Raw genomic sequence first — 25,636 nt, 5'->3', positions numbered from 1 at the left:
CAACGCCATCATCAGAGACAACAAACCATGGCAAAACGCTTGACATCAAAGACAGTCGCTCATCCCGCTGCCGCGACCTTCTCCCCGGCGGGGAGAAGAAACAAGCGGCACGCGCTCGCCAATAATCAAGCCCCGCAGCCACAGCCAGCCAGCGGGGCTTTTGCTTTCCTCTCACCCACCCTGTGCGACCGGACGACGCCGTGACGGCAGGGTCATGGCCAGCACGCCGGCAATGACGCAGACGAGCCCCACCCACATGGCAGGTGTCGGCATTTCCCCCAGGAACGCCATGCCGATGGCGACGCCGACCGGCACCCTGAGATAGGCCTGGGAGGTGGTGCCGACGGAGCCCAGCGTCTGCATCAGCCGGAAATAGATCATAAAGGCGAGCGCGGTCGAAAACACGCTGAGGCAAAGGAGCGCCGTCAGTGAGGCCGCCGAAGGCGACAATGTCCAGGGCCGGTCTACGATCAGGCTCACGGGCAACAGGAAAACAGCGCCGCAGATAAGCGAACCCGCTGCCGGCATGATCGGATCGAGCCCCTTGAAATTTTTACTGAAAATAGCCGCACAGGCATAGGAAAAAGCCGCCGTCAGCACGGCGAGCTGGCTCCATATCGCCTCGCCCGCACCGCTCAGCGCTTCGACACCGATGATGAGGCACACGCCCGTCATGCCGGCAATGGTGCCGAACAGCTTGCGCCCGCTGACCGGCTCGTGCCGGATAACGAGTGCGGTGAGAAGAAAGGTGAATATCGGCGTCGTTGCGTTGAGAATGACGGCAAGACCGGCATCGATGCTCTGTTCCGCCCAGGCGATCAATGTGAAGGGTAGAACGCTGTTGATGCAGGCCTGAATGAAGAACAGCCGCCATGTCGCCAAATCCGTAGGCAGGCGCAGCCCGCGCAACCGGATCACCGCGTAGAGCAGCAGACCGGCGATCAGGGTTCTCGAGGCGATGAAGGTGATCGGCGGTATCGTCTCCACCCCGATCTTGATGAAGGTATAGGATGCGGCCCACAGGGTGGACAACAGGGCGAGAAACAGCAATTCGCGGGCGATGGGGTTCTGGGAGGTCACGGATCGATTTTCTAACTGCGTTCAGGATGGCCCGTTCTTAACCCGAAAACAAGCATCTATGCTTCGGCCACGGCCGAAGTTTCAATCATTCTCTCAAAAAAAGCTCCGCACGGCGTGACCATGCGGAGCTTCTGCAAAAGAGATCGATGACGGGTCGGGCAATCAGGCCCGGCGCTCATCCACCGAGAAGGCGCCCGGACCGGCAACGAACAGATAGAGGAAGATGAAGCAGAACAGGATGGCGGCATCGCCACCGTTCAGGGCCGGGAAGAAATTGCTCGGCGCATGCGCCATGAAATAAGCGACTGCCATCTGGCCGGACAGGATGAAGGCGACGGGTCGTGTGAACAGGCCGATCAGCACGAGAATGCCGCCGACGAGTTCCAGCAGCGCCGCCACCAGCAGCATCGTCGGCAGGGAGCCATCCATCTGCGACGCCGGAAAACCGAACAGCTTCTGCGTTCCATGCGAAATGAAAAGCAGCGCCGTCATGATGCGCAGCGCCCCCAGTGCCTGCGGGCGATAGCGGGAAAGAGAGTCGAAAGTTGCCATGTTCATGTGTCCCCGTTGAAGTGGTGCCGCGCTCGATACAGTGCATTTAGGCCTTTATGGATACACGTCTCGAACACCGGAAATCACGTTTCCGATATAGCAGAACTCCCTTAAATATAGAAAGGGAGGCATTCTACACATGGTTGATTTTCCAGCATAAAATTGACCGTCTGCCGAAAAAATCAACTCAAGGATACAGGCATTTTCTGGCGTGGCAAAGGCGGAAAAATCCGCCTCTTCCTCACGCCTGCAAGACGACGACCTTCGAACCGACCGGCACGCGGCTGTAAAGATCGATGATGTCGTGGTTCAGCATGCGGATGCAGCCGCTCGACATGGCGTGGCCGATGGATTGCGGCTGGTTGGTGCCGTGCAGACGGAACATGGTGTCGTTGCCGCCGCGATAGAGATAGAGCGCGCGGGCGCCGAGCGGATTGTTCGGGCCGCCCGCCATGCCGCCGGCGAATTTCAGATTGCGCGGATCGCGGCGCATCATGTTCGCGGTCGGCGTCCAGGACGGCCATTCCGCCTTGCGGCCGATATAGGCATCGCCCTTCAGCGCAAGACCCTGCCGGCCGACACCGACGCCGTAACGCATGGCGCGACCATCGCCCATAACGTAATAAAGCCGCCGCGCCGGCGTATCCACCACGACCGTTCCGGCCGGGTGCATGGTATCGTAGGTGACTTCCTGCCGGCGCAGTTCCGGCTTGACCTTGTCCAGATGCATGGCAGGAAGCGGGAATTTCTCCTCCGGCTTTGCCGCATAATTCAGCCTCTGCTGGCCGATGCCGGTATTCGCGCAGCCGGCCAGAAACAGCGGCAATCCGAACAGAACACCACGACGTGAAATAGACATGTAACCCCCGCCAAATCTTTGGATTAACGAGAGGTATAATTTTATGGTTAACAAAGCCCTAATATGAGGTTGTGGTAATTAAAGAATTTCCAGGAAAAGTGGAGCCCGGCTTTCCGTCCGGAAATGCAGCAAAACAAAGAGTTAGAGCGCTTTCGCTGCTCGAAGAAAAGCGAAAAGGCTCTAACGTGCGACAACCGCTGCGGCAGGTTTGCGATTGGCGAGATAAACCCCCGTCACCGCCAGAACGGTGCCGGCAATCATGGCCGGTGTCAGCGTTTCGCCGAAAAGCAGTGCTGCTTCCACCGCCGCAAGCGGCGGGACGAGATAGATCAGCGAGGCGGCCCGCGAGACCTGCCCGCGTCGGATGAGATAAAGAAGCAACGCCACGGCACCGATGGAGATCGCACCCACCGACCAGGCAAGCGTGGCGGCAAGACCGAGGCTCCAGTCCACATGCCCATCCTCCAGCAGAAGCGCGAAGGGCACGGTGACCAGCAGCGCACCGACATATTGCAGCGTGGCCACCGCCATGATGTTTCCACCATGGACGTATTTCTTCTGGTAGAGCGTGCCATAGGTAACCGACGTCATGCCCAGCACATTCACCGCCACGGCGTAAAGCGGCACCGACAGGCCGACAGCACCGGTGGCCATGACCTTCGGCAGCACGGCAATGGCGATGCCGGCAAAGCCGATGAGCAGGCCGGCGCGCTGCAAGGGCGAGATCCTTTCGCCGATCATGTAGCGGGCGGCCACCGCCGTCATCAGCGGCTGCAGACCGGCGATGATGCCGCCGATCGCCGCCGGCACGCCCTGCCCTATCGCCCACCAGATCATGCCGAGATAAAGACCGTGCAGGAAGACGCCGGAGAGGATCGCCCGGAAGAGATCGGCACGCCGCTCAGGCCACTGGATGGAAGAAAAGCGGCAGATCGCCCACAGCAACGCCCCCGCCAGCAGATAGCGCAGACAGAGAAAGGTTAGCGGTCCGGTATAATAGACCGCATATTTGGCGGTGACCCAGCCGGTCGACCAGAGAAAAACGAAGATGGCCGGAGCCAGACGGTCGAGCGACATGGGAACATCCCCTGTGCCGCACCATGCCCGTAACCGGACACGGTGCGGGAAAGGCGGCGAATTGATATTTCTGCGGCTTCACGCAAACCGGCGAAAGATCGAGCCGGGTATTCAGCAAGGCGGTATCCGCATCCCGACGAAAGGTCAAAGGCGTTTTCGTGATCGCATCTTTCAGATTTTCTGATGCGACGCCCTATATTCATCAACCGAAAGCGAGCGACTAAAATTTATGCATTCGCCCACGGCGCACACAGTGCCGTTACCCCAATACGCGCCTCGTCCCCGCGCAACCAATTTTCTAATGCCGCATTTATAGGCTGAAACCGAAAAAACGCTTCTTTTTTAAAACTCTAGGGCGGTAAAAAATCTTCTCGGGGAGGCCTGCATAGTTCTTGCATTGCATTTAGCGTTGTATTCATATGGCAAAAAAGGGGACATCGAAGTTGGCATTTGACGAAATGATAAATGCGGACGACACGCCGCGAAGCCCATATGAAAACTATAACGAGTGGTACAGCCGACAGGACAGGGCGCACCTGATCCAGAAATCAAAAGACGCGGAAAACATCTTTCGAAAAACCGGTATTACTTTCGCAGTCTATGGCCATGCCGACAGTTCAGAAAAACTGATCCCCTTCGATATCATCCCGCGCATCATCTCCGGCCGCGAGTGGCGCAAACTGGCCCAGGGCATCGAGCAACGCGTCCTCGCCCTCAATGCTTTCCTCGACGATATCTACCATAAACAGGAAATCATCCGCGCCGGCCGCATTCCCCGCGAAATCATCGAGAAAAACGAAGCCTTCCTGCCGGAAATGATCGGCTTCACCCCACCCGGCGGCGTCTATACCCATATTGTCGGCACGGATATCGTCCGCACCGGCGAAGACCAGTTCTACGTTCTGGAAGACAATGCCCGCACACCGTCCGGCGTCAGCTACATGCTGGAAAACCGCGAAACGATGATGCAGATGTTCCCGGAACTCTTCCACGAAAACCGCGTGCGACGGGTGGAGGATTATCCCTATCTGCTGCGCCAGTCGCTAGCTTCGCTCGCACCGCCCGGCTGTTCCGGCAAGCCGCGTGTGGCGGTTTTGACGCCCGGCATCTATAATTCCGCCTATTACGAACATTCCTTCCTCGCCGACATGATGGGCGTGGAACTGGTGGAAGGTTCCGACCTGCGCGTCATGGACGGCAAGGTCAAGATGCGCACCACCCGCGGTTATGAGGCCATCGACGTGCTTTACCGCCGCGTCGATGACGACTTCCTCGACCCGCTGACCTTCCGGCCGGATTCGGCGCTCGGTGTTCCCGGCATCATGGATGTCTACCGCGCCGGCAACATCACCATCGCCAATGCCCCGGGCACCGGCATTTCCGACGACAAGGCGATCTATTCCTACATGCCCGAGATCGTCGAGTTCTATACCGGCCGCAAACCGCTTCTGGAAAACGTGCCGACCTGGCGCTGTTCGGAGCCGGACAGCCTGAAATACGTGCTGGACAACCTCGCCGATCTCGTCGTCAAGGAAGTTCACGGTTCGGGCGGTTACGGCATGCTGGTGGGCCCCACGGCGACGAAACGCGAACGGACGCTGTTTGCGGAAAAGCTCAAAGCCCGTCCTGCCAATTACATCGCGCAGCCGACGCTGTCGCTGTCCACCGTGCCGATCATGGTGAAGAACGGCATTGCGCCGCGCCATGTCGATCTGCGCCCCTATGTGCTCGTCTCGGACAAGGTGCAGATCATTCCCGGCGGCCTGACCCGCGTGGCGCTGAAAAAGGGCTCGCTGGTGGTCAATTCCAGCCAGGGCGGCGGCACCAAGGATACCTGGGTACTGGAGGATTAAGCCATGCTGGGCAGAACGGCAAACGGGCTCTACTGGATGTTCCGGTACATTGAGCGCGCTGAAAACATCGCCCGGCTTATCGATGCGGGCCTGCGCGTTTCATTGACGCGCTCGGGCAGCGGCGATGAGGACTGGGATGGCGTGCTGCAAAGCGCGGGCGTGCGCGAAGCCTTCCTTGAAATGCACAAGAAGGTGACGGCGGCGGACGCGATCGATTATCTGCTTCGGGAAAAATCGAACCCTTCCAGCGTCATGTCCTGCATCGAGGCGGGCCGCAACAATGCCCGCATGGTGCGCACGGCGCTGACACGCGAGACATGGGAAGCCACCAACGAATTCTGGATCGAGCTGAAGAACATTCTCGGTCGCAAGCTCAACCATGCCGAACTGCCGCAGACCATCGATGTCATCAAACATCGCGCCGGTCTGGTGCGCGGCGCCTTCCACGGTTCGATGCTGCGCAACGATCTCTATAACTTCTCCCGCATCGGCACCTTCATCGAGCGCGCCGACAACACGGCCCGTATTCTCGACGTCAAATATTACGTGCTGCTGCCGGCAGTGGCCCATGTCGGCTCCTCGCTCGACAATGCGCAGTGGGAATCCATCCTGCGTTCGGTCTCGGCGCACCGCTCCTATGGCTGGGTCTACGATGCGGAATACAAGCCCGCCAACATTGCTGACTTCCTCATTCTCAATGGCCGCATGCCGCGCTCGCTGGCCTATTGTTATGAAAAGATCGCCAGCAACCTCAATTACATCGCCGAGGATTACAGCGAGAGGCACAAGGCGCACGACACGGCCGAGAGCATTCGCGACAGCCTGCGCGCGACCACCATCAGCCGGGTGATGGATGAAGGCTTGCACGAATTTCTGGAGAGATTTGTCAACCGCAACGGACAATTGGGACAGGAAATCACGGAAGGCTACCGCTTCTATCAATAAGCGCGTGGACGGGGACAGCTTATGCGTCTGAAAATCACCCATACGACGGAATATGTCTATGACGAGCCGATGCCCTATGCGTTGCAGCGGCTGCGCCTGAGGCCGCAGACCGGCCCCGGCCAGACGGTGGAGAACTGGGATGTCTCGGTCGATGGCGCCACCGTCGAAGTGACCTATGACGACCATTTCGGCAACCGTGTTGCGCTGGTGGAAACCGAAGGCCCGCAGCAGCGGGTGAAGGTGGTGGCGAGCGGCACCGTGAACACCGAGGACAAGGCCGGCGTGTTCGGTTACCACATCGGCAATGCGCCGCTGTGGCTTTTCCTGCGCGAGACGCCGCGCACCAAACCCGGAAAGCTCGTGCGCGAACTGGTGAAGGTGAGCGCCGGCGACAGCGAGCTGGCCCGCCTGCATGACCTGATGGAAAATATTCACCGCAAGGTAGAGTATGTGCCGGGCGCAACCGATATCGAAACCACGGCGGAAACGGCGCTGGAAGCGGGCAAGGGCGTCTGCCAGGACCACGCCCATATCCTGACTTCCGCCGCCCGGCTGATGGGCCTGCCGGCCCGCTACGTTTCCGGTTATCTGATGATGGAAGAGGTGGAGGAACAGACGGCCACCCATGCCTGGGCCGAAGTGCATCTTCAGGGGCTCGGCTGGGTGGGTTTCGACGCCGCCAACAATATCTGCCCCGACGACCGCTATGTGCGCATCGCATCGGGCCTCTGCTACCGCGATTGCGCGCCGATATCGGGCATGCGCATCGGCCCAGCCGGTGAGACCCTGAATGTGTCGGTCACCGTGCAGCAATCGCAGGGCCAGAGCCAGTCGCAGAGCTGACACGATGACTGGCAGGGACGACGACACAATCGGCTTTTACACGGGTAACGCTGCGGCCTATACCTCGCGCGGGCAGGCGGCGGATCGCCCGCATCTGGAAACATTCCTGACGCGGCTGCAAGAGGGTGCAAGCATTCTCGAGCTGGGATGCGGCGGCGGGCAGGACAGCGAATTCATGCTGGCCGCCGGTTACGATGTCCACCCCACCGACGGAACGCCTGAAATCGCCAAAGCGGCGCAAGCCCGGCTCGGCATTCCCGTCCGGACATTGCTGTTCGAGGATATCGATGAGAGTGCGCGATATGACGGCGTCTGGGCCAATGCCTGCCTGCTGCATGTGCCTCGCCCTGCCCTGCCGGGCATTATCGGCTGCATCCACACCGCGCTGAAACCGGGCGGCGTTTTTTATGCCAGCTTCAAGGCGGGAGAAGCGGAAGGCCGCGACATGTTCGGCCGTTATTATAATTACCCTTCGAAGCCCTGGCTGGAAGACGTTTACGGACAGTTTGACTGGGCGGTGGTGGAGATCGAGGCGAGGCAGGGCAGCGGTTATGACAAGCTCCCGACCGCATGGCTGCATGTGACGGCAACGAAACCCTGATCCGGCGCGACAACTTGACGGTTGCGAAACCTCGTCCCACCCGGTTTAATCCCCGCATCGATTTGAAAGCATGATCCGGCTTCAGCCTGCGGGAGGAAAGCCGGCCGGGAGACGGCCTTGTACAGCATTTCCGACTATCGCGACTGCCAGTCGCATGGACCCGTCATCGCCGAACGGGTCTGGACGGCATGGTGGCAGGATAGCGGCCTTCAGGTGGGCGACGTCGCCGAGCACCTGAAGGACATGACCACCCCCCATACGCTGCCCACCGGCTTCGTCGCCCATGACGGCAGCGATTATGTCGGCTCCGCATTCCTCATCCATTGCGATCTGGAAGAGCGTCCGCAATATCTGCCCTGGGTCGCAGCCCTGTGGGTGGAAGAAGACCGCCGGCGCTCGGGCGTGGCGCGAGCCTTGATGCAGGCCGCGACGCAAAGGGCAGCCGAACTTGGCCACGAGACCAGCTATCTCTGCTGCCAACGGGGTCTCGAAGCCTATTATGTCAACTGCGGCTGGACCGTTCTGGAACGTGGCGTCGGCAAACACGACCTGACGGTGCTGACCTACACAACAGGTAAATAGGTTTCCGCCGCGATCCGCCGCCGGAAACCCCTGAACCGCCGGGAGGAACCATGCAACCGCCAACCGCCATTATGGAAACCGCGCTCTACACCGACGACCTCGACGCCGCCGAAGCCTTTTACCGGGATGTTTTCGGGCTGGAAGTGGTACGCAGGCTGCCGGGGCAATTCATCTTCTTCCGATGCGGGCAGCAGATGCTGCTGCTCTTCGACCCCGAGCAATCCCGCCGGGCCGACCCCGACAATCCGATCCCCCGCCACGGCGCGGTGGGGCAAGGTCATTTCTGCTTTTACGCCAGGGACAAGTCGGAGGTGGACGGCTGGAAGGCCCACTTCGAAGCGCTCGGAATTCCCATCGAACATTATCACCGCTGGCCGAATGACAGCTGTTCCGTCTATATCCGCGATCCCGCTGGTAATTCGGTGGAGATTGGGGAAGGCAAGCTGTGGGGGTTTGGATAAGCCCAATACCCGGAAGAAACGCTATGAAGAACATTTTTGTCGTCACGCACACTCAGTCCATCCACCATGTCGAAAACAAGGTCGGGGGTTGGTATGACACCGAGCTGACACCCAAAGGTGTGGCAGATGCGGAAGCAACAGCTGCTAAGCTTATGACCTTGATTGGCAGTGCATCAATCGAAATCTTCAGCTCCGATCTTCTCCGGGCCTCCCAGACTGCGGCAATCGTTGCTGAACATCTCAAGCGCCCTTTTGAAATCACAAATGACCTGCGAGAAATCAGCTACGGTTCGGCTGGCGGCATGCCACAGGAATGGCTCGACGCCCGCCAAATCCCCGCTCAGGACCACAATCGGATGGATCACCGAGGCGGAATCGCCGATGCCGAAACGAGACGTGAGGTGGCGGAAAGAGTGTATCGCTCTGTTAACACCATTATTTCGCGGCCATGCCCAACACAGATCATCGTTACCCATGGCTTTGCCCTTACCTTCGTCATCGCAGCATGGATCAAGATGCCAATAGAAAGCGCCGGCTATGTCAGCTTTCCGGCGCGGTCTGGAAGCATTACCCACCTAAGACAAGATGACTATTGGCAAAGTCGATCCGTTATTGCTTTGGCGGATGTTTCCCACCTGAAGGCAAGCTGTGGGGGTTCGGGTGAGGCAAGCGCCTGACAGTTGCCCGACACACAAAGGGATAACGGGATGAAAGAGGTATCATTTTGCGCATCCTCGGGCTCGTCCCGAGGATCTATCCACGTCGCTTAAAATCAATCGGTCGCAGGTCCTCGGGACAAGCCCGAGGATGACGTCGAGGGAGGGATGCCCCACCTCCGACCATTTTTCACGCGCAGTCCGCAGATCAGATCTGGCGAACGGTGATCTCTTCTTCCGCATCCACGGCCAGCGGGTTCTTCAGCGGCAGGCCGAAACCGGCGGCTTCGATCTCGAAGACGTCGCCCGCTTCCGGCTTGATGCCTTCTGCGAAGGAGAGCGTCGCAGTGCCGAACATGTGCACATGCACGTCGCCGGGCGCGCGGAACAGGCCGTATTTGAAGTGGTGATATTCGAGGTTCGCAAAGGTGTGAGACATGTTGTCCTCACCCGAAACGAACGGCTTTTCGAAAATGACCTTGTCGCCGCGGCGGATGCGCGAGGTGCCACGAATATCCGACGGCGGAGCGCCGACGCGGATTTCCGGGCCGAAGCTTGCCGGGCGCAGTTTGGAATGGGCGAGGTAGAGATAGTTGATCCGCTCGGTGACGTGATCGGAAAACTCGTTCGAGACGGCAAAGCCGATGCGCACCGCTTCGCCCTTATCGGATATCACATAGATGCCGGCCATTTCCGGCTCTTCGCCGCCATCGAGCGCGAAGGAGGGAGAGGTGAGCGCAGCACCCGGCGCCGCCGCCACATGGCCGTTGCCTTTGTAGAACCACTCGGGCTGAACGCCCTTTTCACCGGCCTTGGGCTTGCCGTTTTCGAGACCCATGCGGAACATCTTCATGGAGTCCGTCAGGCTTTCTTCCGCCGCTTCCGTGGTCTTCTTGTGCATGCTGTCGCGGGTCGCGGCCGAACCCAGATGGGTGAGGCCCGTGCCGGTCAGATGCAGATGCGCCGGATCGGGATGGGTGATCGGCGGCAGGAAACGACCTTCGGCATAGGCCTTTTCGAGATCGACGACATCGCCGAGACCATGGGCGGAAATGACATCGGCAAGGCTCTTGCCGCCATTGGCGGCTTCCATGGCAAGCGCATAAACCGACGCCGCATCCTTGACGGCCTGCGCCTGCCCGCCTTCTTCGCGAACGGCTACGGTGATCTTGCCACTGGCATCTTTGATCTGTGAAATGAGCACGGGATTTCCTTCCTCCGGCGCAACGCGCCTTTATCTCTTCTACGCGGCGCATAACGCCTGCATCTTATGAAAGTGGCCGGAAACCGGCCACTTTTTTGACTTGCTATGTGGGTTGGGCAATCAGCCCTTGTTCTTGTTGTAAACGTCGAAGAACACGGCGGCGAGCAGCACGAGGCCCTTGACCATCTGCTGGAAGTCGATGCCGAGGCCGACGATCGACATGCCGTTGTTCATGACGCCCATGATGAAGGCGCCGATGACCGCACCGGTGATCTTGCCAACGCCGCCGGATGCCGAAGCGCCACCGATGAAGCAGGCCGCGATAACGTCAAGTTCGAAGCCCACACCCGCCTTCGGCGTCGCCGAGTTGAGGCGTGTCGCGATGATCATGCCGGCAAGACCGGCCAGCACGCCCATGTTGACGAAGGTGAGGAAGCTCAGGCGCTCGGTGTTGATACCGGAAAGCTTGGTCGCCTTTTCATTGCCGCCCATGGCGTAGATGCGACGGCCGATGGTGGTGCGGCGGGTCACGAAGCTGTAGAGCGCAACGAGAACAAGCATCACGATCAGCACGTTCGGCAGGCCGCGATAGGTGGAAAGCTGGTAGCCGAGGAACAGGATCGCGGCCGCGATCAAAAGGTTCTGGGCGATGAAGAAACCGAAAGGCTCGACATCGATACCGTGCTTCACGTTCACGACGCGACGGCGCCATGCGAGATAGAACAGCACGACGGTAATCAAGACCGTCAGGATCATCGAGGTGGTGTTGAGACCTTCAATGCCGCCGATATCAGGCAGGAAGCCGGTGCTGATGATCTGGAAATCGGTCGGGAACGGACCGATGTTCTTGCCGCCGAGCACGAACAGCGTCAGGCCGCGGAACACCAGCATGCCCGCCAGCGTCACGATGAAGGACGGGATGCGGTGATAGGCGATCCAGTAACCCTGTGCAGCACCGATGATGCCGCCGATGACGAGACAAATCAGCGCCGCAAGGAACGGGTTCATGCCCCATTGCACGGTCAATATGGCCGCTATCGCGCCGACAAAGGCGACGATGGAGCCGACCGAAAGGTCGATATGCCCGGCCACGATGACGAGCAGCATGCCCAGCGCCATGATGACGATGAACGAGTTCTGCAGGATGAGGTTGGTCAGGTTCACAGGGCGGAACAGGATGCCGCCGGTGTAGAACTGGAAGAAAACCATGATGGCGACGAGCGCGATCAGCATACCGTATTCGCGAATATTGGCGCGAATATAGGACGAGATCGAGACGACGTTACTTTCTTCGTTTGTGGTGTTTGCCGAACTCATGAGTTCTTCTCCCCTGAGCGCATGATAGCGCGCATGATGCTTTCCTGGCTCGCCTCTCCCTTCGGCAATTCAGCGACGATGCGGCCTTCGTTCATGACGTAGATGCGGTCGCAATTGCCGAGCAGTTCGGGCATTTCCGATGAGATCATCAGAACGCCTTTGCCGTCGGCAGCGAGCTGGTTGATGATGGTGTAGATTTCATATTTCGCGCCGACATCGATACCGCGGGTCGGTTCATCGAGGATCAGCACGTCGGGATTGGAGAACAGCCACTTGGAGAGCACGACCTTCTGCTGGTTGCCGCCCGAAAGATTGACCGTTTCCTGAAAAATCCCCGACGAGCGGATGCGCAGGCGCGTGCGAAAATCGCTCGCCACCTTCATTTCCTTGATGTCGTCGATGATGCTGGCACTCGACACGCCGGCCAGATTGGCAAGCGTGGTATTGTGCAGGATGTTGTCGTTGAGCACGAGACCGAGATGCTTTCGGTCTTCCGTGACATAGGCGAGACCGGCATCGATGGCCTTGCGCACGGTGCTGACATCGACCGGCTTGCCGTCGATCAGCACTTCGCCGCTGATCTTGTGGCCATAGGATTTGCCGAACACGCTCATCGCAAATTCGGTGCGCCCGGCACCCATCAGACCAGCAATGCCGACGACTTCGCCCTTGCGCACGGTCACGTTGATATCGTGCAGAACCTGGCGGTCGCGGTGCTGCTGGTGATAGGCGTTCCAGTTCTTCACTTCGAGAATGGTCCCGCCGATCGGCACATCGCGCGGCGGATAACGATCCTCGAGATCACGCCCCACCATGTTGCGGATGATGACATCCTCGCTGATTTCTTCCTTATGACAGTCGAGCGTCTTCACCGTCATGCCGTCGCGCAAAACGGTGATCTGGTCGGCCACCTTGCGCACTTCGTTGAGCTTGTGGGTGATGATGATCGAGGTCATGCCCTGCTTGCGGAATTCCATCAGCAGGTTCAGCAGCGCCTCGGAATCGCTTTCGTTGAGCGAAGCCGTCGGCTCATCGAGAATGAGCAGCTTCACGCTCTTCGACAGCGCCTTGGCGATTTCGACGAGCTGCTGCTTGCCCACACCGATATCGGTGATCAGCGTCTCCGGCGATTCCTTCAGGCCCACCTTCTTTAAAAGTTCGCGGGTACGGTTGAAGGTCTGCTGCCAGCTGATGACGCCGCTCGAAGCGACCTCGTTGCCAAGGAAGATGTTTTCCGCAATCGACAGAAGCGGCACGAGCGCCAGCTCCTGGTGAATGATGATGATACCAATATCTTCACTGTCGTTGATGGCGCGAAAATTCCGCACAGCGCCTTCATAGTGGATTTCGCCCTCATAGGTGCCGGCGGGGTAAACACCGGAAAGGACCTTCATCAAGGTCGACTTCCCCGCGCCGTTCTCACCGACGAGTGCGTGGATCTCACCCTCTTTAACCTTGAGGTTGACGTTCTCAAGCGCTTTCACGCCCGGAAACGTCTTGGTGATGTTCCGCATTTCGAGAATGGTATTGGCCATATCGCAATCCAGCGCCCGATTAATTCCGGCGTTTTTATTTTTATGGAAAAACGGGGATGACGCCAAGTCATCCCCGCATGTGTGTCGAGCTTATTTCAGCTGGTCTTCCTTGTAGTAACCGCCGTCAACGAGAACCTGCTTGTAGTTCTCCTTGGTCACTGCAACCGGCTTCAGCAGGTAGGACGGAACGACCTTGACGCCATTTTCATAGGTCTTGGTGTCGTTCACTTCCGGCTCCTTGCCTTCCATCACGGCGTTGACCATGTTCACGGTCACCTTGGCGAGTTCGCGGGTGTCCTTGAAGATGGTGGAATACTGCTCGCCGGCAATGATCGACTTGACGGAAGGAACTTCAGCGTCCTGACCGGAAACGACCGGCAGCGGCTGGTCCTTCGTGCCATAACCAACGCCCTTCAGCGAGGAGATGATGCCGATGGAGAGACCGTCGTAAGGCGACAGAACGGCGTCAACCTTGGCGTCGGTGTAATAGGCAGACAGCAGGTTGTCCATGCGGGCCTGGGCCGTTGCCGGGTCCCAACGCAGCGTACCGACCTTGTCCATGCCGGTCTGGCCGGACTTCACGACGAGCTTGCCGCTGTCGATGTAAGGCTGGAGAACCGACATCGCGCCGTCATAGAAGAAGAAGGCGTTGTTGTCGTCCGGGGAGCCGCCGAAGAGCTCGATGTTGAACGGGCCCTTGCCGTCCTTCAGGCCGAGCTTGTCGACGATCGAAGTCGCCTGCAGAACGCCAACCTGGAAGTTGTCGAAGGTGGCGTAGTAGCTGACGTCGCCGCTGTTACGGATCAGGCGGTCATAAGCGATGACCTTGATGCCCTGCTCGCCGGCCTGCTTCAGCACGTCCGACAGCGTCGTGCCGTCGATCGATGCGATCACGAGGACCTTGACGCCCTTGGTGACCATGTTTTCGATCTGGGAAAGCTGGTTCGGAATATCGTCATCGGCATATTGCAGGTCGGTCGTGTAACCGGCTTCCTGAAGCTGCTTTACGATGTTGTTGCCGTCGTCGATCCAGCGTGCGGACGACTTGGTCGGCATGGCGATACCAACGGAACCCTTGTCCTGTGCGAAAGCCGGCACTGCGAAAGAAGCAGCACCGATGGCACAAGCCGCCATCAGCGAAATAATGGACTTCATTAACTCTCTCCCTTGAGCCCTTCTCTGGAACCCGCATGCTGCGGTGCACCATGAAATTCATGCCGTCAGAGGAAGAAGCCGCATTGCGCTTATTCCGATTTCGCAATTGCGAAATGGAACAGCTGCCGCTCCTCCCCGGCATTCCGCAAATTGTTCTGAATCCATATAACTGTCAAATAGAATAAATCAGTTTCCATATATCAATTATGATATATTAAATCGATACAAAAACCGATGAGGGGTATAAAACCACGAATGAACAACCAAAAAGTGTATGAGCAGGCGCAAACAACGGATGCCCTTTTCGTCTTTGAGGACAACCCTTTGCTGCGGGCCGGATTGAAGATGAGCCACCTGCGCATGCTGGTCATGATCGAGGAGCACGGGCAGGTCAGCGCGGCCGCCGCCGCCATGAACATGACGCAGCCGGCCGCCTCGCGCATGCTCTCGGAAATGGAGGCGATCGTCAAATCACCCCTTTGTCAGCGGGCCTCGCGCGGCGTTGTGCTGACGAAATTCGGCGAGGCGCTGGCGCGGCGGGCGCGCACCATATTGCTGGAACTGCGCGAGGCGAGCCGCGAGCTGAACCAGATGAAATCCGGCAGCGGCGGCTCGGTTTATATCGGCGCCGTCACAGCACCTGCGATCAGCCTCGTGGTTCCCGCCATAAGGCGCGCCATGGACACCTATCCCGGAATCGAAATCAACGTGCAGGTGGAAAGCAGCAACGTGCTGGCCCGCGAACTGCTGGCGGCCCGGCACGATTTCATCATCGGCCGGATACCGGACGATTTCGATCCCGGCCTCTTTTCCATCCATGAAATCGGCATAGAGCGCGCCTGTCTGGTGGTGCGCGAAGGCCACCCGCTGCTTCGCGGCGAGCCCGTGACCCTGCAGGATCTCTCCGGTTACGACTGGGTCTTCCAGCCGCCCGGCGCGCTTTTGCGCAGAACCATGGAGGATGTGTTCCTCACCCATGGCGTCGCCATGCCGCGCAACGTCATCAACACGCCATCCGTGGTGCTCACCCTTGCACTCGTCTGCAACACGGATGCCATCGCCCCGATCGCGCAGGACATGGCCGAATTCGTTGCCGGCCAGCAGGCCGATATCGGCCGAACCCGGATATTGCCGACGGATTTCGAACTCGTCGTAAAGCCATACAGCATCATCACCACCAAGGGCCGCGTTTTGCCGCCCAGCGCCCGCCTGCTCTACGATCTGGTTCTGGATGAAAGCCGCAAGCTGACCGGCCCGTGACGGCGGCAAGCCAGACACCACCTTCATGATCCATAAAGGCCGGATAGTCAGACCGGCGAGGGAAAAGCCGCATGCTCTTCGGACAATCCGTCTTCCAGTCGGTCGTCGACAGGCTGAAACACGAAAAAGAAACGGAAGAGGAAGGCGCAGAGCAGCCACCGCCCGCCGGTCACCGCATTGCCGGTTTCAGCTCGGGCTTTGTTATCGATACACATATTGAAACGCCGCCGCCCGCGAACGGCAATCTCGATGCCTATCTCGCCTTCCTGGCCGACCCCGCGCCACCGCCCGAACCGGAGCCGGAGCCCGAACCGGAACCGATGCCGGCCCATCTCGAAAAGACGTCGCTTGCCGATGTTTCGGCGGAACTGGCGATCCACGACACCGACACGGCCGCAACGCTTGCGGAAAAGCGCCGCGCCTTTGCCCGCCTCAATCATCCCGACCGGGTGAAACCGCAGTTCCGGCACAATGCGACGCTGCGCATGACCGCGGCCAATCTCCTGATCGACCAGGCGATACGGATGCTGCGGGCACGGGAGCATTTCCGGTAAAACGCCGGACGGCCTTATCTTGCAAAATACATGAGACGAAAGATAGGAAGCGCTTCAGCCCGCATCGTTCTTGTCGGTGGGCGCGCTTTCGGCGGCAGGCTCATCCGCACCATTTTCGCTCTTGGCAGCATCGCTTGCGGGTTTGAACTTCAGCAGCAATTCATAGGCCGCATAAGCGCCGATGCCGGCAACGATGGTTCCCCAGAAAAACTCGCGATTGACGAATTCGATGACGGCCCACGCGGCGCAAAAGCCGACGATGAGCAACCGGACCCATAGGGGACGATAAAGCGGATGACTCGTATCGATATTCAGCATGGCATTCCCGTCCCGGGCCTTTCCAGTCGATCGCATGATTGCGGTTCCACGCCCAAAGGCGTGAAGATGCTTATGCGTCTTGGCGGTTTCACAGGAAAATTGCAACGCAATTCAGCCCCGCTACCGATCAGGCTGGCGTGAAAGACCCGCGCAGGAAGCGCCGTCGCCGGTGCCGAAGGCAATGGCAAGACGGGAATATCAGCGCACAGGCCGCACCCTGCGGCGGCCAGCGCCCGGATTGCCCCGCTCTCGTCGAAGCTCAGTCGCGCAGGCGTCCGAGCAGCGCCAGAAGCTGGTCGCGGGCCTTCTTGCCGCCGATCCTGTCGATCAGCTTTTCCTCACGATCCCGCCAGGTGTTGGAAAGCCGGTCGAGAAGGCTGCTGCCCTCCTCCGTCATGTCGAGGAAATGAACGCGCCTGTCCTCTTCCGATTTGCGGCGGACGAGTAGTCCCTTTTCTTCCATGCTGTCGACGATGGCGACGAAATTGGCGCGCTGTATGCCGAGCGCTTCGGCCACATCGCTCTGCTTGAGACCCGGATTGCCGCCGACGATGACGAGAACGGAAAAATCGGCCGGCCGTAACCCCTGCTCCGCCAGCACATCGGCAAAACCGTTTGCCACGGCAAGTTGCGAGTGCCGCAAATGATAGCTGATCGCAGTCGTCAGCAACCCGTAGTCGATAGCCGTGATATGCGCCGCTTCCGCGCTGCCGCTTTCGGCCTTTTCCGTCCGCGGCCCGTTGCTGTGTGCCAATCGCAAAGCCATCCGATCCCCCGCCTGATTCGTTCCTTTACCTTGTCGAAATCATAACCGACAACGTCATGAAACTGTATCCCAAATAAATGTAGATGATACTAATATTGTATAATAATTTGACAGTTAATCGCTGGAAAAGCAAACCCGGACTCCGGATCGCCACCCGGCCAACGAAAAAAGTATGACTATTTACCCGCCAATTTTGAGGGGATGAAATCGCGTCCCGCGCCGCATTTGAAAGGCGTTGCCCTCATCCGACCGCCTCTACGTGAAAGCGGCAAAACAGCGGCACGCCCCGGCAATAACATACTACTTATAAGGGAAACCCCGTTCCGGCAAAAAGACAATACGTCAAACGACGCACCACCCCGCCGCCGTTGAAAGGCCCACGACCACCCCAAAACAGGCCCCGCGCCCCACCCCGCCCAAAAACAGGCAACGTTTCGCAAATCTCTGATTTTTAGACATTGATGCGAAAACAAAGCTGGGGTATGAACCAACCGCTGCACGCGATTCAAGCGTGACCGCTGCACCCGTAGCTCAGCTGGATAGAGTGTTGGATTCCGATTCCAAAGGTCACAGGTTCGAATCCTGTCGGGTGCGCCATATTTCTCAGGGCTTATAGCAAATTCACAGGCCCTACGAATTTTCCACAGGAAGCATATAGGAAGCAAACGAGCGGCGGGGGTTGCGGTGGATAAGTTTTTGGAAATCGTCGGTGCGATTGGCGTGTGTTTGGTGCTGCTGGTTCTGATCGTTTTGATATTCAGCACTCGTGGCGGCCCAGATGCCGCTCTGGCTCTCGTTGCTGCCCTGCCGTGGGCGTTTCCGGCCATCGTAGGCTTCGTCATCATTGCGGCCTTCGGCAACATGCTAGGCCAGCTCAAGGCGATCCGTGAAGCATCCGAGCGCCAAGCCAGCATGTTTGCGGAGATCATGGCAGGCAGGAAGAGAGCGGACTAAGCCGCCCTCCTGAACCATCCGTCGAATACCTCGGCGGTGAGCATGTGCATGGGTACGAAGGGGATGACTGTGCGGACAGGCCGCTTCAGGTTCTTTCTGCCCGAGCGCTGCTGATAGTCCATGCTCTTGTGATTGGTCGAGCAGAACTTTGCATAGGGCGATTTCCCTAAGAACCTCACACCGCACCACACACACGTACCTGGATAGATGGCGGGCCGCGACCCGGCGTCCCGGCAAGCCAAACTGCAGTAAGATGCCTTACGGCTGCGTGGTCTGAACATGGTTTTGCAGTGAAGGCATTCCTTCGGCTTGATAACCCGCAGAAAGACCGAAGTGCATTTCTTGCTGCAAAATTTCTGATTATGGTTATTCATCGTGAATGACTTGCCACAGTGCCGGCAATCCGCCAGTCGCGCCGGCTTGTGGAAATGGGCGGCACAAGTCGGTGAGCAAAACCGTCTGCCCCTCTTGTCCATCTCTTCCGGCCGGAATGATGTGCCGCAATGAAGGCATTCGATCAATGGAAGCGCCTGTCGCTTGACAATACGCAGCGCGTCACGGGCGATCCCGCTAACCCGCTGGTTCCACTCTCCACCTCGCACGGCCCTCATCTGTGTGGCGCATTCTGCCGAGCAGAACTTTGACCTTGTTCCCCACTGGCTGGCTTCGATTTCACAGAAGCACCAGATGCACCGGCCGTCGCTTTCCGTGTGTTCGCGCTGGCCTTGATCCCATCGAGGCCGTTGAACGCCGATGTGCTGGAACGATGCTGTGAGCAGAGCCGCAGCTTCCGCGTCGGAAACATCCCATGAATGGCCCTTGAGGCATAGCGCGGATCGCATCCCAGATCGGAGCGCGCCTTCGTTTTCAAATGGCGAATCCCTCCAGTCCTTCAGGGCGTCCATCACCTCGTTGATGACACGCTTGCGCTCATCACCACGAAACACCGGGGCGAGCGTGACTTTCTTCTTCGGGGTTCCGTACCGAAAATCGGTGTAACCCGACTTGTAGCCGTCCACGAAACCAGCATTGGCTCTGCCCTTCGCCGCTCCCATCAGCGCCCCCCGAATTGTGCGTCAAAGAGGCCGGCCGTCAGCGGAGCTTTCGATATTGGCGGGAGAACCTTGACGCCTTTTGGTCCTTCCGGCTGCTTCTTGTAGACCGTTTCGAGATAGGCCTGATCCATGGCGATGAGGATGGCCACGTGGCGCGGTTCGATGGCTTGGCGGGCGATGGCTGCATAACCAGCGATTTCCGCATAGGTGATCGGCTGCGGGCCGTTCATGCCACCCTGCCGGGTCTTGTGCAGGGCCATGAACCATTTCCACAACAGTTCACCGCCGGCAGGGACCGCCACGTTCTGGGGACCCTTGCCTTCGAGCTGGCGCTTCAGTTCGGCGCAGAGGAGCTTTTGTAGGTTCACGAGAAGAATATCTCCGTTGCGGAAAAGCTCCCCTCACGGCTGCCCCATGACTTCGGCGCAGTCACGCTGCCGGGGTCGATCATCATCAGGCATGACGGTGTTTCGAGATGGCCGGTGCATGTGGCGTTGAAGTTCTGGGTGTCGAGCGGATACATGATCTCGACCGTGGCGAAACCATTTGCGTCTGAAACAGTGGGTTCGATGATCCTGTGAAGGGATCGCTTCAAAACGCTGGCTCTCACCTCGATGTAATCGCCAGCCGTGAAGATAAATCCGGCCGGCAGCCCGCCCAGATAGAGCGTGTTTGCGGACACGGACTGAAAGAACACGTCGCCGTTGAACGCTCCGCCTCCTGCCTTTGTGCCGGATAGAGGTGCGCCCGTATCCATGGCAATTGGCCGGGGTCGGAAAACGTCATGGGCGAGAAGCGGCTTTCCCCTTGCATCGGCCTTCATGATGAAGGCGTCGAACAGGCCGAACAGATGCTCCTCAAGCCAGTTGGTGGCAAGCTTCATCGTCCAGTAGGGCGTGCCGAATGCCATCGTTTCAGCGCGCCGGCCCTCCATACGGGAAACGCTGGTCGGGCTGACCGGATCGAAGTTGCATGTCGCCCATGGCAACTCGGGCAAGGTTTGATAATCGGCCATCAGAATTCTCCACCGTTCTGCTTGAGGTTTCGGGTATCTTTGTTGTTCTGGGTGATGAGCTTCACAGACTGGCTTCCGGCCTGCTTGAGGATTTCACCCACCAGTTCGGGAGAAAGCTTCACCAGCACCTCAGACGAGCCGCCAGACGCGTTTCCAGCGCCGGAGTTGGTAGAACCGTTCACCGTCACGCCAAGGCGTCCAGAGCCGTCTCTGGAGAGCGGCATGATTGCCTCCGGCCCAGCTTCGCCCATCAGGCCAGCGCCGTCAGCGAAAGCGAACATGGTGGGCTTGCTGACGACCTGATTGGAAAACCCGTTGATGCCGTTGGGGAACGCACCGCCGTCAGCAAATAGGCCGCCAGTGATTGAACCGGATTTGATACCTGCCCATTGCGAGCCGCCACCAAACAGGCCGCCAAACAAGCTGGACAGGAAGCCACCGCCGCCACCGCTGCCGGATGCTGCCTTGTTGACCTGAAAGATGCTGTCGAGCACATCGTCAAGCATGGTGTCTGCGATGCGCTTCAGGCTGTTCACTGCAACGTCGCCCATGGCCTCCCAGAAGCTTTTTCCTTCTTCGATCGCGCTGAACAGGTCATCAAGGCCAGCGCGGGTCAGGTCTCGCCAGTAAAGCCTGCGCCGCTCGGCCTCATCCTGCGCTTCCTGCTCCTGATAGATGGCTTCGTTGAGAGCGATGATCTTCCGGCGCTCGTCATCCGTCGCTGCCGCTCCTGCCTGTCTGGAGGCCGCAGAGGCGCGCTTGGCGGCGTCGGACTGGTTGACAAGGCGAAGCTCTTCCTCAAGCTCCTTGATGAGGTCTTCTACGGCTTTGCGCTCGCGTTCCGTTTGCGTGGTAGCGGCAGAGCGAGACGACTTGCTTTTGCTCGGGGGCGTGTAATTCGGCGGCGTCCAGGTGTCGTTGCCGCTCCGCTGCATGGGCTGGAGCTTATCGCCAATCGCCTTGGTGATCTTGGCGTCTTCCTGGTTCAGCTTCTCAAGCTCAATGCGGTACTGTCCAACGGCTTTGTTACGCTGCGCGTCGGTCGCCCAGCTTTTGTTCTGGGCCTCAAGGATTTTGTTTTCGAGATCCAGCCGCTTCATGCCGAGTTCGCGTTGGCTGTTCTGAAGGGTGCGGCTCATCTGGTTTTGATAGTCGCGGAAACCGTCGATGAATTCCGCCAGACTGTCAGCCGCCGATACGATGGCGCTTTTCAGCGTCGATCCGACGGTATTGGCAATCTGGTTGAACCGGCGATCAACTTCCGCCGCTCGGTCAATGAGTTGCTGATCCATGACAAGGCCAAGATCATTCGCAGCCTTGATCGTGTCGCGGATACCAGCCTCACCCTGATCGATAAGCTGGACGAATTTCTCGCCACCAGTACCGCCGAAAATCTCGTCTGCGATTCTGATCTGCGCGGCTTTACTGAGCTTGCCGAGCTTACCGATGATCTCGGTGAAGAGTGCGGAGGGGTCTTCGAGCTTCTTCTTCAGGTCTTCGGCCGAGAAGCCCAGACGCTGAAAAGCTTCTGCTGCCGAGCCTTGGCCGGTAAGGATAAACTCGTCTGCTCGCAGGTTGAGTTCTTTCAAGCCATCAGTCAGCGCATCCACGCCAATGCGGTTCTGTTCGGCAACGTACTTGAGTTCCTGAAATGCCTTGACGTTGACACCGGCAATCTTCGCCTGATCGCCTACTTCAGAAATACCCTTTGCGAGGCTGGCCATTGTTCCGACGATACCAGCTACACCAAGGCCAGCGATCCCGCCCCACACGCCAGCGCTGAAAGCCTTACCCACCGCGCCAATCTTTGTGCTGACGGTCGCCATGGCCTGGTTGATGCGCGTGGTTGACCTGATGGCGTCCTTCTCCATCTGGTCGGTCGCTCGCTTGGAAGACTGCGACATCTTGCGGAACTCGCGCTCCGTCGTGCCGCTGGCCTTCGCCATGTTCCTTTCGAGGTCCTTGATCCGGGCCTCAAGCATAATCACAAGGCGTTCTTCGTCGGTCTGGCTCATGCGTAGCTCCAATCGTCCATGTCACCTTCAAAGGTGTCGTAAGAGGAAATGTTCGTTTCACCGGCAGCGCAGCGGGCAACGGCCATAGCGGTCGCCACGGCGCCGTCGATGCGGTCTTTGCTCTTGCCTTTGTGGAAGGACCGGTTGCCGGCAATGTCGGTGCGGATGGCAATGTTGTCGAAATGCCAGCGGAGGATAGGGTGGCCGCCGTGCTGGAACTGGCGAGCGAGGATGGCACGCTCAAGCTCGGTGATCGCTGGTGACATCGTTACCCAGCCTTGCCGAAACTCGACCACGGGCAAACCCTTGTCCTGAAGATTGTTCAGCGAGTTTCGAGCGAGGTGAGGGTCGAAGGCAATTTCGCGGACATTGAACCGGGCGCAGATTTCCTCGATCGCCGCCTCCACAGCGTGGTAGTCGACCACATTTCCCTCTGTGAGCGTGATAAGGCCTTGCTCCTCCCAGACAGCGTAATTGACGCCGTCCTGGCCTGCTTTGCGGAGGATGTTGTCTCTCGGCAGGAAGAACCACGGGTGAACGGCATAACCGCTCTCACGGTCTCCCCAGGCTGCAACAACGGCGGTCAAGTCGCTGGTGCTGGAGAGGTCAACGCCGAGATAGCAAGGCGTCTGGTTCGCTTCCAATTCGTCCAGATTTGGACGAAAGTTCCCTTCGTCGTAGATCGGCATGGAGACGAACGGAGACGCGCTGTAATCCAGCCACGTGTTAAGATGGTACTGCCGGAACGCGTCACGCTCTGCTGGCCGCTCTCGGCCTTCTCTGGCGTAGTCGCGCAGGCCGTCGATATCGGGATAGCCGAACTCAAGGCCGGGGTTCATGAAATGCCAGAGGCGTTCATCCTCCCAATCTTCGAACTCCTCGACGTCGTCACCTTCCCATTTTGACTTCTCAGCTGGATCGGTTTCGAACAGGATCGGCAGAAAGCTCGGATCCTCGACTTCACCGGATTGGACCTTGCGCGCATAGCCGAGCAGATCGAACGCAAGGTTCTCCTGTCCACGGCCTGCCTGCGTGATGATAACGAGCAGCGCGCCCTTGGCCTTGTTCATGCCGGTGCGGAGTGCCTGCCATGTCTTGCGCGATCGGTCACCTTCCCATGCGATAAGCTCGTCAGCGAGAACGAACTGCGGCGTCTTCCCCAACTTACCTTTCCCGCCTGATGCCAGGGCCCGGAACTTCGCGCCGGAAAGCTTGTGCTCCAGAATGAACGTGCTCTCGTTCAGCTTGAACCGGTTCTCGCCAAGCCAGTCGGTTTCCTTGATGATGCCAACGGCTTCCTCATAACTGATCGCGGCATCCTCCTCGGCAGAGGCAGCGACCATTGCTTGACCGCTGGGCTTGCGTTCCCATCCGGCTGTGTGAAGCAGAGCAAGGCCAGCGCCGAGCGTCGTCTTACGAGCGCCACGCGGTAGCAGCGCGAAGACGGTTCGAACCTGTCGGCGTCCGTCGGGGAATGACGGGCCGTAGATGCGGCGCACGATGCGTTCCCAATGCCGCGGTAAGTCGAAGCTGCCTGATGCACTCTTGGGGTGCTTCAAGCGGCGCAGGAAGTCCACGGCGCGCTCGCCGTAGCCAAAGGGGTCTTCGATCTCGCTGTCATCAAACAGCCAGGCCGGCCGGCGCGCCTTGATCATCGGCTTCCCCTTTCTTTCCTTGGAAGCCCTGCTTCGCTCTCGCAGCCGGCGTCAGTCCAAGCTCTGCCGACATGCGGGCAACTGTCTCCTGCGCCTTGGACATAAGTCCGGAGGCAGGGTTCGGCTTGAGATTGCCGTGGGCTGTCTTCGTGAGGATGCCGTGCTCCTCGATGGCCTTCTGGCATTCGCGCACCGTCCAGATGGCAATGAGATACGCCTCCAGCAGTCCGGTCATTGAAGCGGTCAGGATTTGACGCTGCACCATTTCGGCGGCGATGGTGTTCCACTCGTCGGCCATATCGGCTGGTAGGGTCTGCGGAATTTTCGGCACACCCTTCAAACCGCCGTCGATGGCCTTCAGCGTGGCCTTTGCTCCGCGTGTCCCTTTGCTGCTCATGCGGACACCTTGCGTTCACAGCGCAGGTCCAGGCCCTTGCGACGGCCAATCTCTTTCACCTCGCGGACGTTGAATGTCTCGCCCTCGTAGATGACTTGGTTGCTGGTCGTTAGACCCTGGAAATACCGGGTTCTAAAAATGATCGACGTGGTGTCGCTGGCGCCGTTCGTCAGGTACTCCTCGGTGCTGCTCTGGATGATCTGGGCGCGCACGGTGGCAACATCGGTCCACGTCTCGACAGGCGTGCCGTAGTCGTTAACGGTGTTGGTGAAGCTCTGGACGGTGATAGAGCGATCAAGTTTTCCGGCTCTCATGCGACCTCCTGCACAAGTGCGTCGATGGTGACGATGGCGTGGCTGGTCTTGCCGTCTGGATCGCGGAGGAAGCGAGAGCCACGGACACGGCAGTCAGCGAAATGGAAGCCGTCCAAATCCGTCAATTTGGCGAATTTGATCGCAGTCCGAATTGCTCCTGAAATACGCTTGCTGATCTCGGTGGATGGTTCCTCGACCCAAACATGCAGGTCCATGTAAACCCGTGTCAGGGTGCGGGCGATGCTGTCGCCTTCGTCCACGCTCTGGCCTTCACCGATGACGATGGAGGGGCGCGGGTTCGGGCGCTCGTTGCGATCAAGGATGTTGGCAGCCGGGACCAAAAGCGAAACCGTTTCGTTTTCAACGAGGCGCGCACGGATGGCTTTCTGCAGGGCGAGTTCGGCGCTCATCGGCCACCCCAATTCTGCTTTACTGCCTTGGCAGCGGCGCGCTTGATGCGGCCCGTAATCTTCTTGCGGAGGAGACGGAAGGCAGGCCAGAATGTTGATTTCCACTGAGAACTGACCCGGTAGCCCAGGATATTTCCATCGAGAATTGACCCATGTTTGAACCTTGCCCTGCGTGTTTTCAGCGGGGGCTACGGAGTGATCGA

Annotated in this window: 28 protein-coding genes and 1 tRNA gene; 11 read left to right on the top strand and 18 right to left on the bottom strand. The window is 58.9% G+C overall.

All coding sequences use genetic code 11. From position 1 onward, the window contains the following. Positions 1–171: 171 nt before the first annotated feature. The 4 genes from PH605_RS24600 to PH605_RS24585 form a co-directional block, all read right to left on the bottom strand. Positions 172–1,080 carry a DMT family transporter gene (locus PH605_RS24600; protein WP_142779609.1) on the bottom strand — a complete coding sequence of 303 codons (909 nt, stop codon included), beginning with the start codon at positions 1,078–1,080 and terminating at the stop codon, positions 172–174. Positions 1,081–1,242: 162 nt separating this feature from the next. Continuing rightward, positions 1,243–1,632, bottom strand: coding sequence for a DoxX family protein (locus PH605_RS24595; protein WP_003520528.1), 390 nt, complete (start codon positions 1,630–1,632; stop codon positions 1,243–1,245). A gap of 241 nt (positions 1,633–1,873) precedes the next feature. After that, complete coding sequence (locus PH605_RS24590; RefSeq protein WP_065655057.1) at positions 1,874–2,491, bottom strand: L,D-transpeptidase; 618 nt, start codon at positions 2,489–2,491, stop codon at positions 1,874–1,876. Between the two features lie 180 nt (positions 2,492–2,671). Then, on the bottom strand, positions 2,672–3,568 hold the full coding sequence (locus PH605_RS24585; RefSeq protein WP_065655058.1) for a DMT family transporter: 897 nt from the start codon (positions 3,566–3,568) through the stop codon (positions 2,672–2,674). A 443-nt stretch (positions 3,569–4,011) separates the two neighbouring features. Between PH605_RS24585 and PH605_RS24580 the strand changes: the two genes are divergently transcribed. The 7 genes from PH605_RS24580 (at position 4,012) to PH605_RS24550 (ending at position 9,530) form a co-directional block, all read left to right on the top strand. Further along, positions 4,012–5,421, top strand: coding sequence for a circularly permuted type 2 ATP-grasp protein (locus tag PH605_RS24580; RefSeq protein ID WP_065655059.1), 1,410 nt, complete (start codon positions 4,012–4,014; stop codon positions 5,419–5,421). Positions 5,422–5,424: 3 nt separating this feature from the next. Further along, complete coding sequence (locus PH605_RS24575; RefSeq protein WP_065655060.1) at positions 5,425–6,366, top strand: alpha-E domain-containing protein; 942 nt, start codon at positions 5,425–5,427, stop codon at positions 6,364–6,366. A 21-nt stretch (positions 6,367–6,387) separates the two neighbouring features. Next, a complete protein-coding gene (locus tag PH605_RS24570; protein ID WP_078051720.1) occupies positions 6,388–7,209 on the top strand; it encodes a transglutaminase family protein in 822 nt (273 codons plus the stop codon). Between the two features lie 4 nt (positions 7,210–7,213). After that, positions 7,214–7,810: a class I SAM-dependent methyltransferase gene (locus PH605_RS24565; RefSeq protein ID WP_142846567.1), complete on the top strand. Its 597-nt coding sequence runs from the start codon at positions 7,214–7,216 to the stop codon at positions 7,808–7,810. 117 nt (positions 7,811–7,927) lie between these two features. Further along, the gene (locus PH605_RS24560) at positions 7,928–8,392 is read left to right on the top strand and encodes a GNAT family N-acetyltransferase (protein ID WP_142846568.1); all 465 of its coding nucleotides are present in this window, start codon (positions 7,928–7,930) and stop codon (positions 8,390–8,392) included. Positions 8,393–8,442: 50 nt separating this feature from the next. Then, entirely contained in the window at positions 8,443–8,853 is a 411-nt protein-coding gene (locus PH605_RS24555; RefSeq protein WP_080856680.1) for a VOC family protein, read from the top strand. Between the two features lie 23 nt (positions 8,854–8,876). Beyond that, on the top strand, positions 8,877–9,530 hold the full coding sequence (locus PH605_RS24550; protein WP_080856681.1) for a histidine phosphatase family protein: 654 nt from the start codon (positions 8,877–8,879) through the stop codon (positions 9,528–9,530). A 187-nt stretch (positions 9,531–9,717) separates the two neighbouring features. Here PH605_RS24550 and araD1 read toward each other — a convergent pair whose 3' ends face one another. The 4 genes from araD1 to chvE all read right to left on the bottom strand — a co-directional run bounded on the left by araD1 (position 9,718) and on the right by chvE (position 14,720). Beyond that, positions 9,718–10,713: a 2-keto-3-deoxy-L-arabinonate dehydratase AraD1 gene (araD1, locus tag PH605_RS24545; RefSeq protein ID WP_142846569.1), complete on the bottom strand. Its 996-nt coding sequence runs from the start codon at positions 10,711–10,713 to the stop codon at positions 9,718–9,720. Between the two features lie 120 nt (positions 10,714–10,833). Beyond that, positions 10,834–12,030 (bottom strand): sugar ABC transporter permease GguB, encoded by a 1,197-nt coding sequence (gguB, locus tag PH605_RS24540; RefSeq protein ID WP_065655067.1) that lies wholly within the window; start codon positions 12,028–12,030, stop codon positions 10,834–10,836. Continuing rightward, positions 12,027–13,565 carry a sugar ABC transporter ATP-binding protein GguA gene (gguA, locus tag PH605_RS24535; RefSeq protein ID WP_078051714.1) on the bottom strand — a complete coding sequence of 513 codons (1,539 nt, stop codon included), beginning with the start codon at positions 13,563–13,565 and terminating at the stop codon, positions 12,027–12,029. The genes gguB and gguA overlap by 4 nt, the downstream gene beginning before the upstream one ends. A gap of 90 nt (positions 13,566–13,655) precedes the next feature. Next, positions 13,656–14,720 carry a sugar ABC transporter substrate-binding protein ChvE gene (gene chvE, locus PH605_RS24530; protein ID WP_065655068.1) on the bottom strand — a complete coding sequence of 355 codons (1,065 nt, stop codon included), beginning with the start codon at positions 14,718–14,720 and terminating at the stop codon, positions 13,656–13,658. A 255-nt stretch (positions 14,721–14,975) separates the two neighbouring features. On the opposite strand from chvE, the gene PH605_RS24525 reads away from it, so the two are divergent. Further along, positions 14,976–15,980 (top strand): LysR family transcriptional regulator, encoded by a 1,005-nt coding sequence (locus PH605_RS24525; RefSeq protein WP_020808912.1) that lies wholly within the window; start codon positions 14,976–14,978, stop codon positions 15,978–15,980. 71 nt (positions 15,981–16,051) lie between these two features. Continuing rightward, complete coding sequence (locus PH605_RS24520) at positions 16,052–16,534, top strand: hypothetical protein (RefSeq protein ID WP_142846571.1); 483 nt, start codon at positions 16,052–16,054, stop codon at positions 16,532–16,534. A gap of 54 nt (positions 16,535–16,588) precedes the next feature. On the opposite strand, the gene PH605_RS24515 is transcribed toward PH605_RS24520, so the two are convergent. Together PH605_RS24515 and PH605_RS24510 are read right to left on the bottom strand one after the other, a co-directional pair. Continuing rightward, positions 16,589–16,852 (bottom strand): hypothetical protein, encoded by a 264-nt coding sequence (locus PH605_RS24515; protein WP_142846572.1) that lies wholly within the window; start codon positions 16,850–16,852, stop codon positions 16,589–16,591. 259 nt (positions 16,853–17,111) lie between these two features. Further along, on the bottom strand, positions 17,112–17,618 hold the full coding sequence (locus tag PH605_RS24510) for a MarR family winged helix-turn-helix transcriptional regulator (RefSeq protein WP_003520548.1): 507 nt from the start codon (positions 17,616–17,618) through the stop codon (positions 17,112–17,114). 520 nt (positions 17,619–18,138) lie between these two features. Between PH605_RS24510 and PH605_RS24505 the strand changes: the two genes are divergently transcribed. After that, positions 18,139–18,215 (top strand) — tRNA-Arg (locus PH605_RS24505). An 87-nt stretch (positions 18,216–18,302) separates the two neighbouring features. Continuing rightward, complete coding sequence (locus PH605_RS24500) at positions 18,303–18,572, top strand: hypothetical protein (RefSeq protein WP_142846573.1); 270 nt, start codon at positions 18,303–18,305, stop codon at positions 18,570–18,572. On the opposite strand, the gene PH605_RS24495 is transcribed toward PH605_RS24500, so the two are convergent. The 8 genes from PH605_RS24495 to PH605_RS24460 all read right to left on the bottom strand — a co-directional run. Further along, on the bottom strand, positions 18,569–19,627 hold the full coding sequence (locus PH605_RS24495; RefSeq protein WP_142846574.1) for a hypothetical protein: 1,059 nt from the start codon (positions 19,625–19,627) through the stop codon (positions 18,569–18,571). The genes PH605_RS24500 and PH605_RS24495 overlap by 4 nt on opposite strands. Beyond that, a complete protein-coding gene (locus PH605_RS24490) occupies positions 19,627–19,995 on the bottom strand; it encodes a phage tail assembly chaperone (protein ID WP_142846575.1) in 369 nt (122 codons plus the stop codon). The genes PH605_RS24495 and PH605_RS24490 overlap by 1 nt, the downstream gene beginning before the upstream one ends. Then, a complete protein-coding gene (locus PH605_RS24485; protein ID WP_142846576.1) occupies positions 19,992–20,642 on the bottom strand; it encodes a hypothetical protein in 651 nt (216 codons plus the stop codon). The genes PH605_RS24490 and PH605_RS24485 overlap by 4 nt, the downstream gene beginning before the upstream one ends. Then, positions 20,642–22,657 carry a phage tail tape measure protein gene (locus tag PH605_RS24480; RefSeq protein ID WP_142846577.1) on the bottom strand — a complete coding sequence of 672 codons (2,016 nt, stop codon included), beginning with the start codon at positions 22,655–22,657 and terminating at the stop codon, positions 20,642–20,644. The genes PH605_RS24485 and PH605_RS24480 overlap by 1 nt, the downstream gene beginning before the upstream one ends. After that, the gene (locus PH605_RS24475) at positions 22,654–24,312 is read right to left on the bottom strand and encodes a terminase large subunit (protein ID WP_142846578.1); all 1,659 of its coding nucleotides are present in this window, start codon (positions 24,310–24,312) and stop codon (positions 22,654–22,656) included. The genes PH605_RS24480 and PH605_RS24475 overlap by 4 nt, the downstream gene beginning before the upstream one ends. Beyond that, entirely contained in the window at positions 24,278–24,709 is a 432-nt protein-coding gene (locus PH605_RS24470) for a phage terminase small subunit P27 family (protein ID WP_142846579.1), read from the bottom strand. The genes PH605_RS24475 and PH605_RS24470 overlap by 35 nt, the downstream gene beginning before the upstream one ends. Next, positions 24,706–25,023 (bottom strand): phage head closure protein, encoded by a 318-nt coding sequence (locus PH605_RS24465; protein ID WP_142846580.1) that lies wholly within the window; start codon positions 25,021–25,023, stop codon positions 24,706–24,708. The genes PH605_RS24470 and PH605_RS24465 overlap by 4 nt, the downstream gene beginning before the upstream one ends. After that, the coding region (locus tag PH605_RS24460) for a DUF3168 domain-containing protein (protein ID WP_237680976.1) at positions 25,020–25,636 on the bottom strand (617 nt) is incomplete at its 5' end. The genes PH605_RS24465 and PH605_RS24460, both read right to left, overlap by 4 nt.

The organism is Agrobacterium sp. CFBP 3001, assembly GCF_027871605.1.
In the GTDB taxonomy this organism is placed as follows: Bacteria; Pseudomonadota; Alphaproteobacteria; order Rhizobiales; family Rhizobiaceae; genus Agrobacterium; species Agrobacterium leguminum.
This window is presented reverse-complemented; position numbering and strand designations above follow the sequence as displayed.

Excerpts from the sequence above, each read along its gene's own strand:
- PH605_RS24595 (WP_003520528.1), bottom strand. The coding sequence starts at position 1,632 with ATGGCAACTTTCGACTCTCTTTCCCGCTATCGCCCGCAGGCACTGGGG.
- PH605_RS24590 (WP_065655057.1), bottom strand. The coding sequence starts at position 2,491 with ATGTCTATTTCACGTCGTGGTGTTCTGTTCGGATTGCCGCTGTTTCTG.
- PH605_RS24585 (WP_065655058.1), bottom strand. The coding sequence starts at position 3,568 with ATGTCGCTCGACCGTCTGGCTCCGGCCATCTTCGTTTTTCTCTGGTCG.
- PH605_RS24575 (WP_065655060.1), top strand. The coding sequence starts at position 5,425 with ATGCTGGGCAGAACGGCAAACGGGCTCTACTGGATGTTCCGGTACATT.
- PH605_RS24570 (WP_078051720.1), top strand. The coding sequence starts at position 6,388 with ATGCGTCTGAAAATCACCCATACGACGGAATATGTCTATGACGAGCCG.
- PH605_RS24565 (WP_142846567.1), top strand. The coding sequence starts at position 7,214 with ATGACTGGCAGGGACGACGACACAATCGGCTTTTACACGGGTAACGCT.
- PH605_RS24555 (WP_080856680.1), top strand. The coding sequence starts at position 8,443 with ATGCAACCGCCAACCGCCATTATGGAAACCGCGCTCTACACCGACGAC.
- PH605_RS24550 (WP_080856681.1), top strand. The coding sequence starts at position 8,877 with ATGAAGAACATTTTTGTCGTCACGCACACTCAGTCCATCCACCATGTC.
- gguB (WP_065655067.1), bottom strand. The coding sequence starts at position 12,030 with ATGAGTTCGGCAAACACCACAAACGAAGAAAGTAACGTCGTCTCGATC.
- gguA (WP_078051714.1), bottom strand. The coding sequence starts at position 13,565 with ATGGCCAATACCATTCTCGAAATGCGGAACATCACCAAGACGTTTCCG.
- chvE (WP_065655068.1), bottom strand. The coding sequence starts at position 14,720 with ATGAAGTCCATTATTTCGCTGATGGCGGCTTGTGCCATCGGTGCTGCT.
- PH605_RS24525 (WP_020808912.1), top strand. The coding sequence starts at position 14,976 with ATGAACAACCAAAAAGTGTATGAGCAGGCGCAAACAACGGATGCCCTT.
- PH605_RS24520 (WP_142846571.1), top strand. The coding sequence starts at position 16,052 with ATGCTCTTCGGACAATCCGTCTTCCAGTCGGTCGTCGACAGGCTGAAA.
- PH605_RS24515 (WP_142846572.1), bottom strand. The coding sequence starts at position 16,852 with ATGCTGAATATCGATACGAGTCATCCGCTTTATCGTCCCCTATGGGTC.
- PH605_RS24510 (WP_003520548.1), bottom strand. The coding sequence starts at position 17,618 with ATGGCTTTGCGATTGGCACACAGCAACGGGCCGCGGACGGAAAAGGCC.
- PH605_RS24495 (WP_142846574.1), bottom strand. The coding sequence starts at position 19,627 with ATGGGAGCGGCGAAGGGCAGAGCCAATGCTGGTTTCGTGGACGGCTAC.
- PH605_RS24485 (WP_142846576.1), bottom strand. The coding sequence starts at position 20,642 with ATGGCCGATTATCAAACCTTGCCCGAGTTGCCATGGGCGACATGCAAC.
- PH605_RS24480 (WP_142846577.1), bottom strand. The coding sequence starts at position 22,657 with ATGAGCCAGACCGACGAAGAACGCCTTGTGATTATGCTTGAGGCCCGG.
- PH605_RS24475 (WP_142846578.1), bottom strand. The coding sequence starts at position 24,312 with ATGATCAAGGCGCGCCGGCCGGCCTGGCTGTTTGATGACAGCGAGATC.
- PH605_RS24470 (WP_142846579.1), bottom strand. The coding sequence starts at position 24,709 with ATGAGCAGCAAAGGGACACGCGGAGCAAAGGCCACGCTGAAGGCCATC.
- PH605_RS24465 (WP_142846580.1), bottom strand. The coding sequence starts at position 25,023 with ATGAGAGCCGGAAAACTTGATCGCTCTATCACCGTCCAGAGCTTCACC.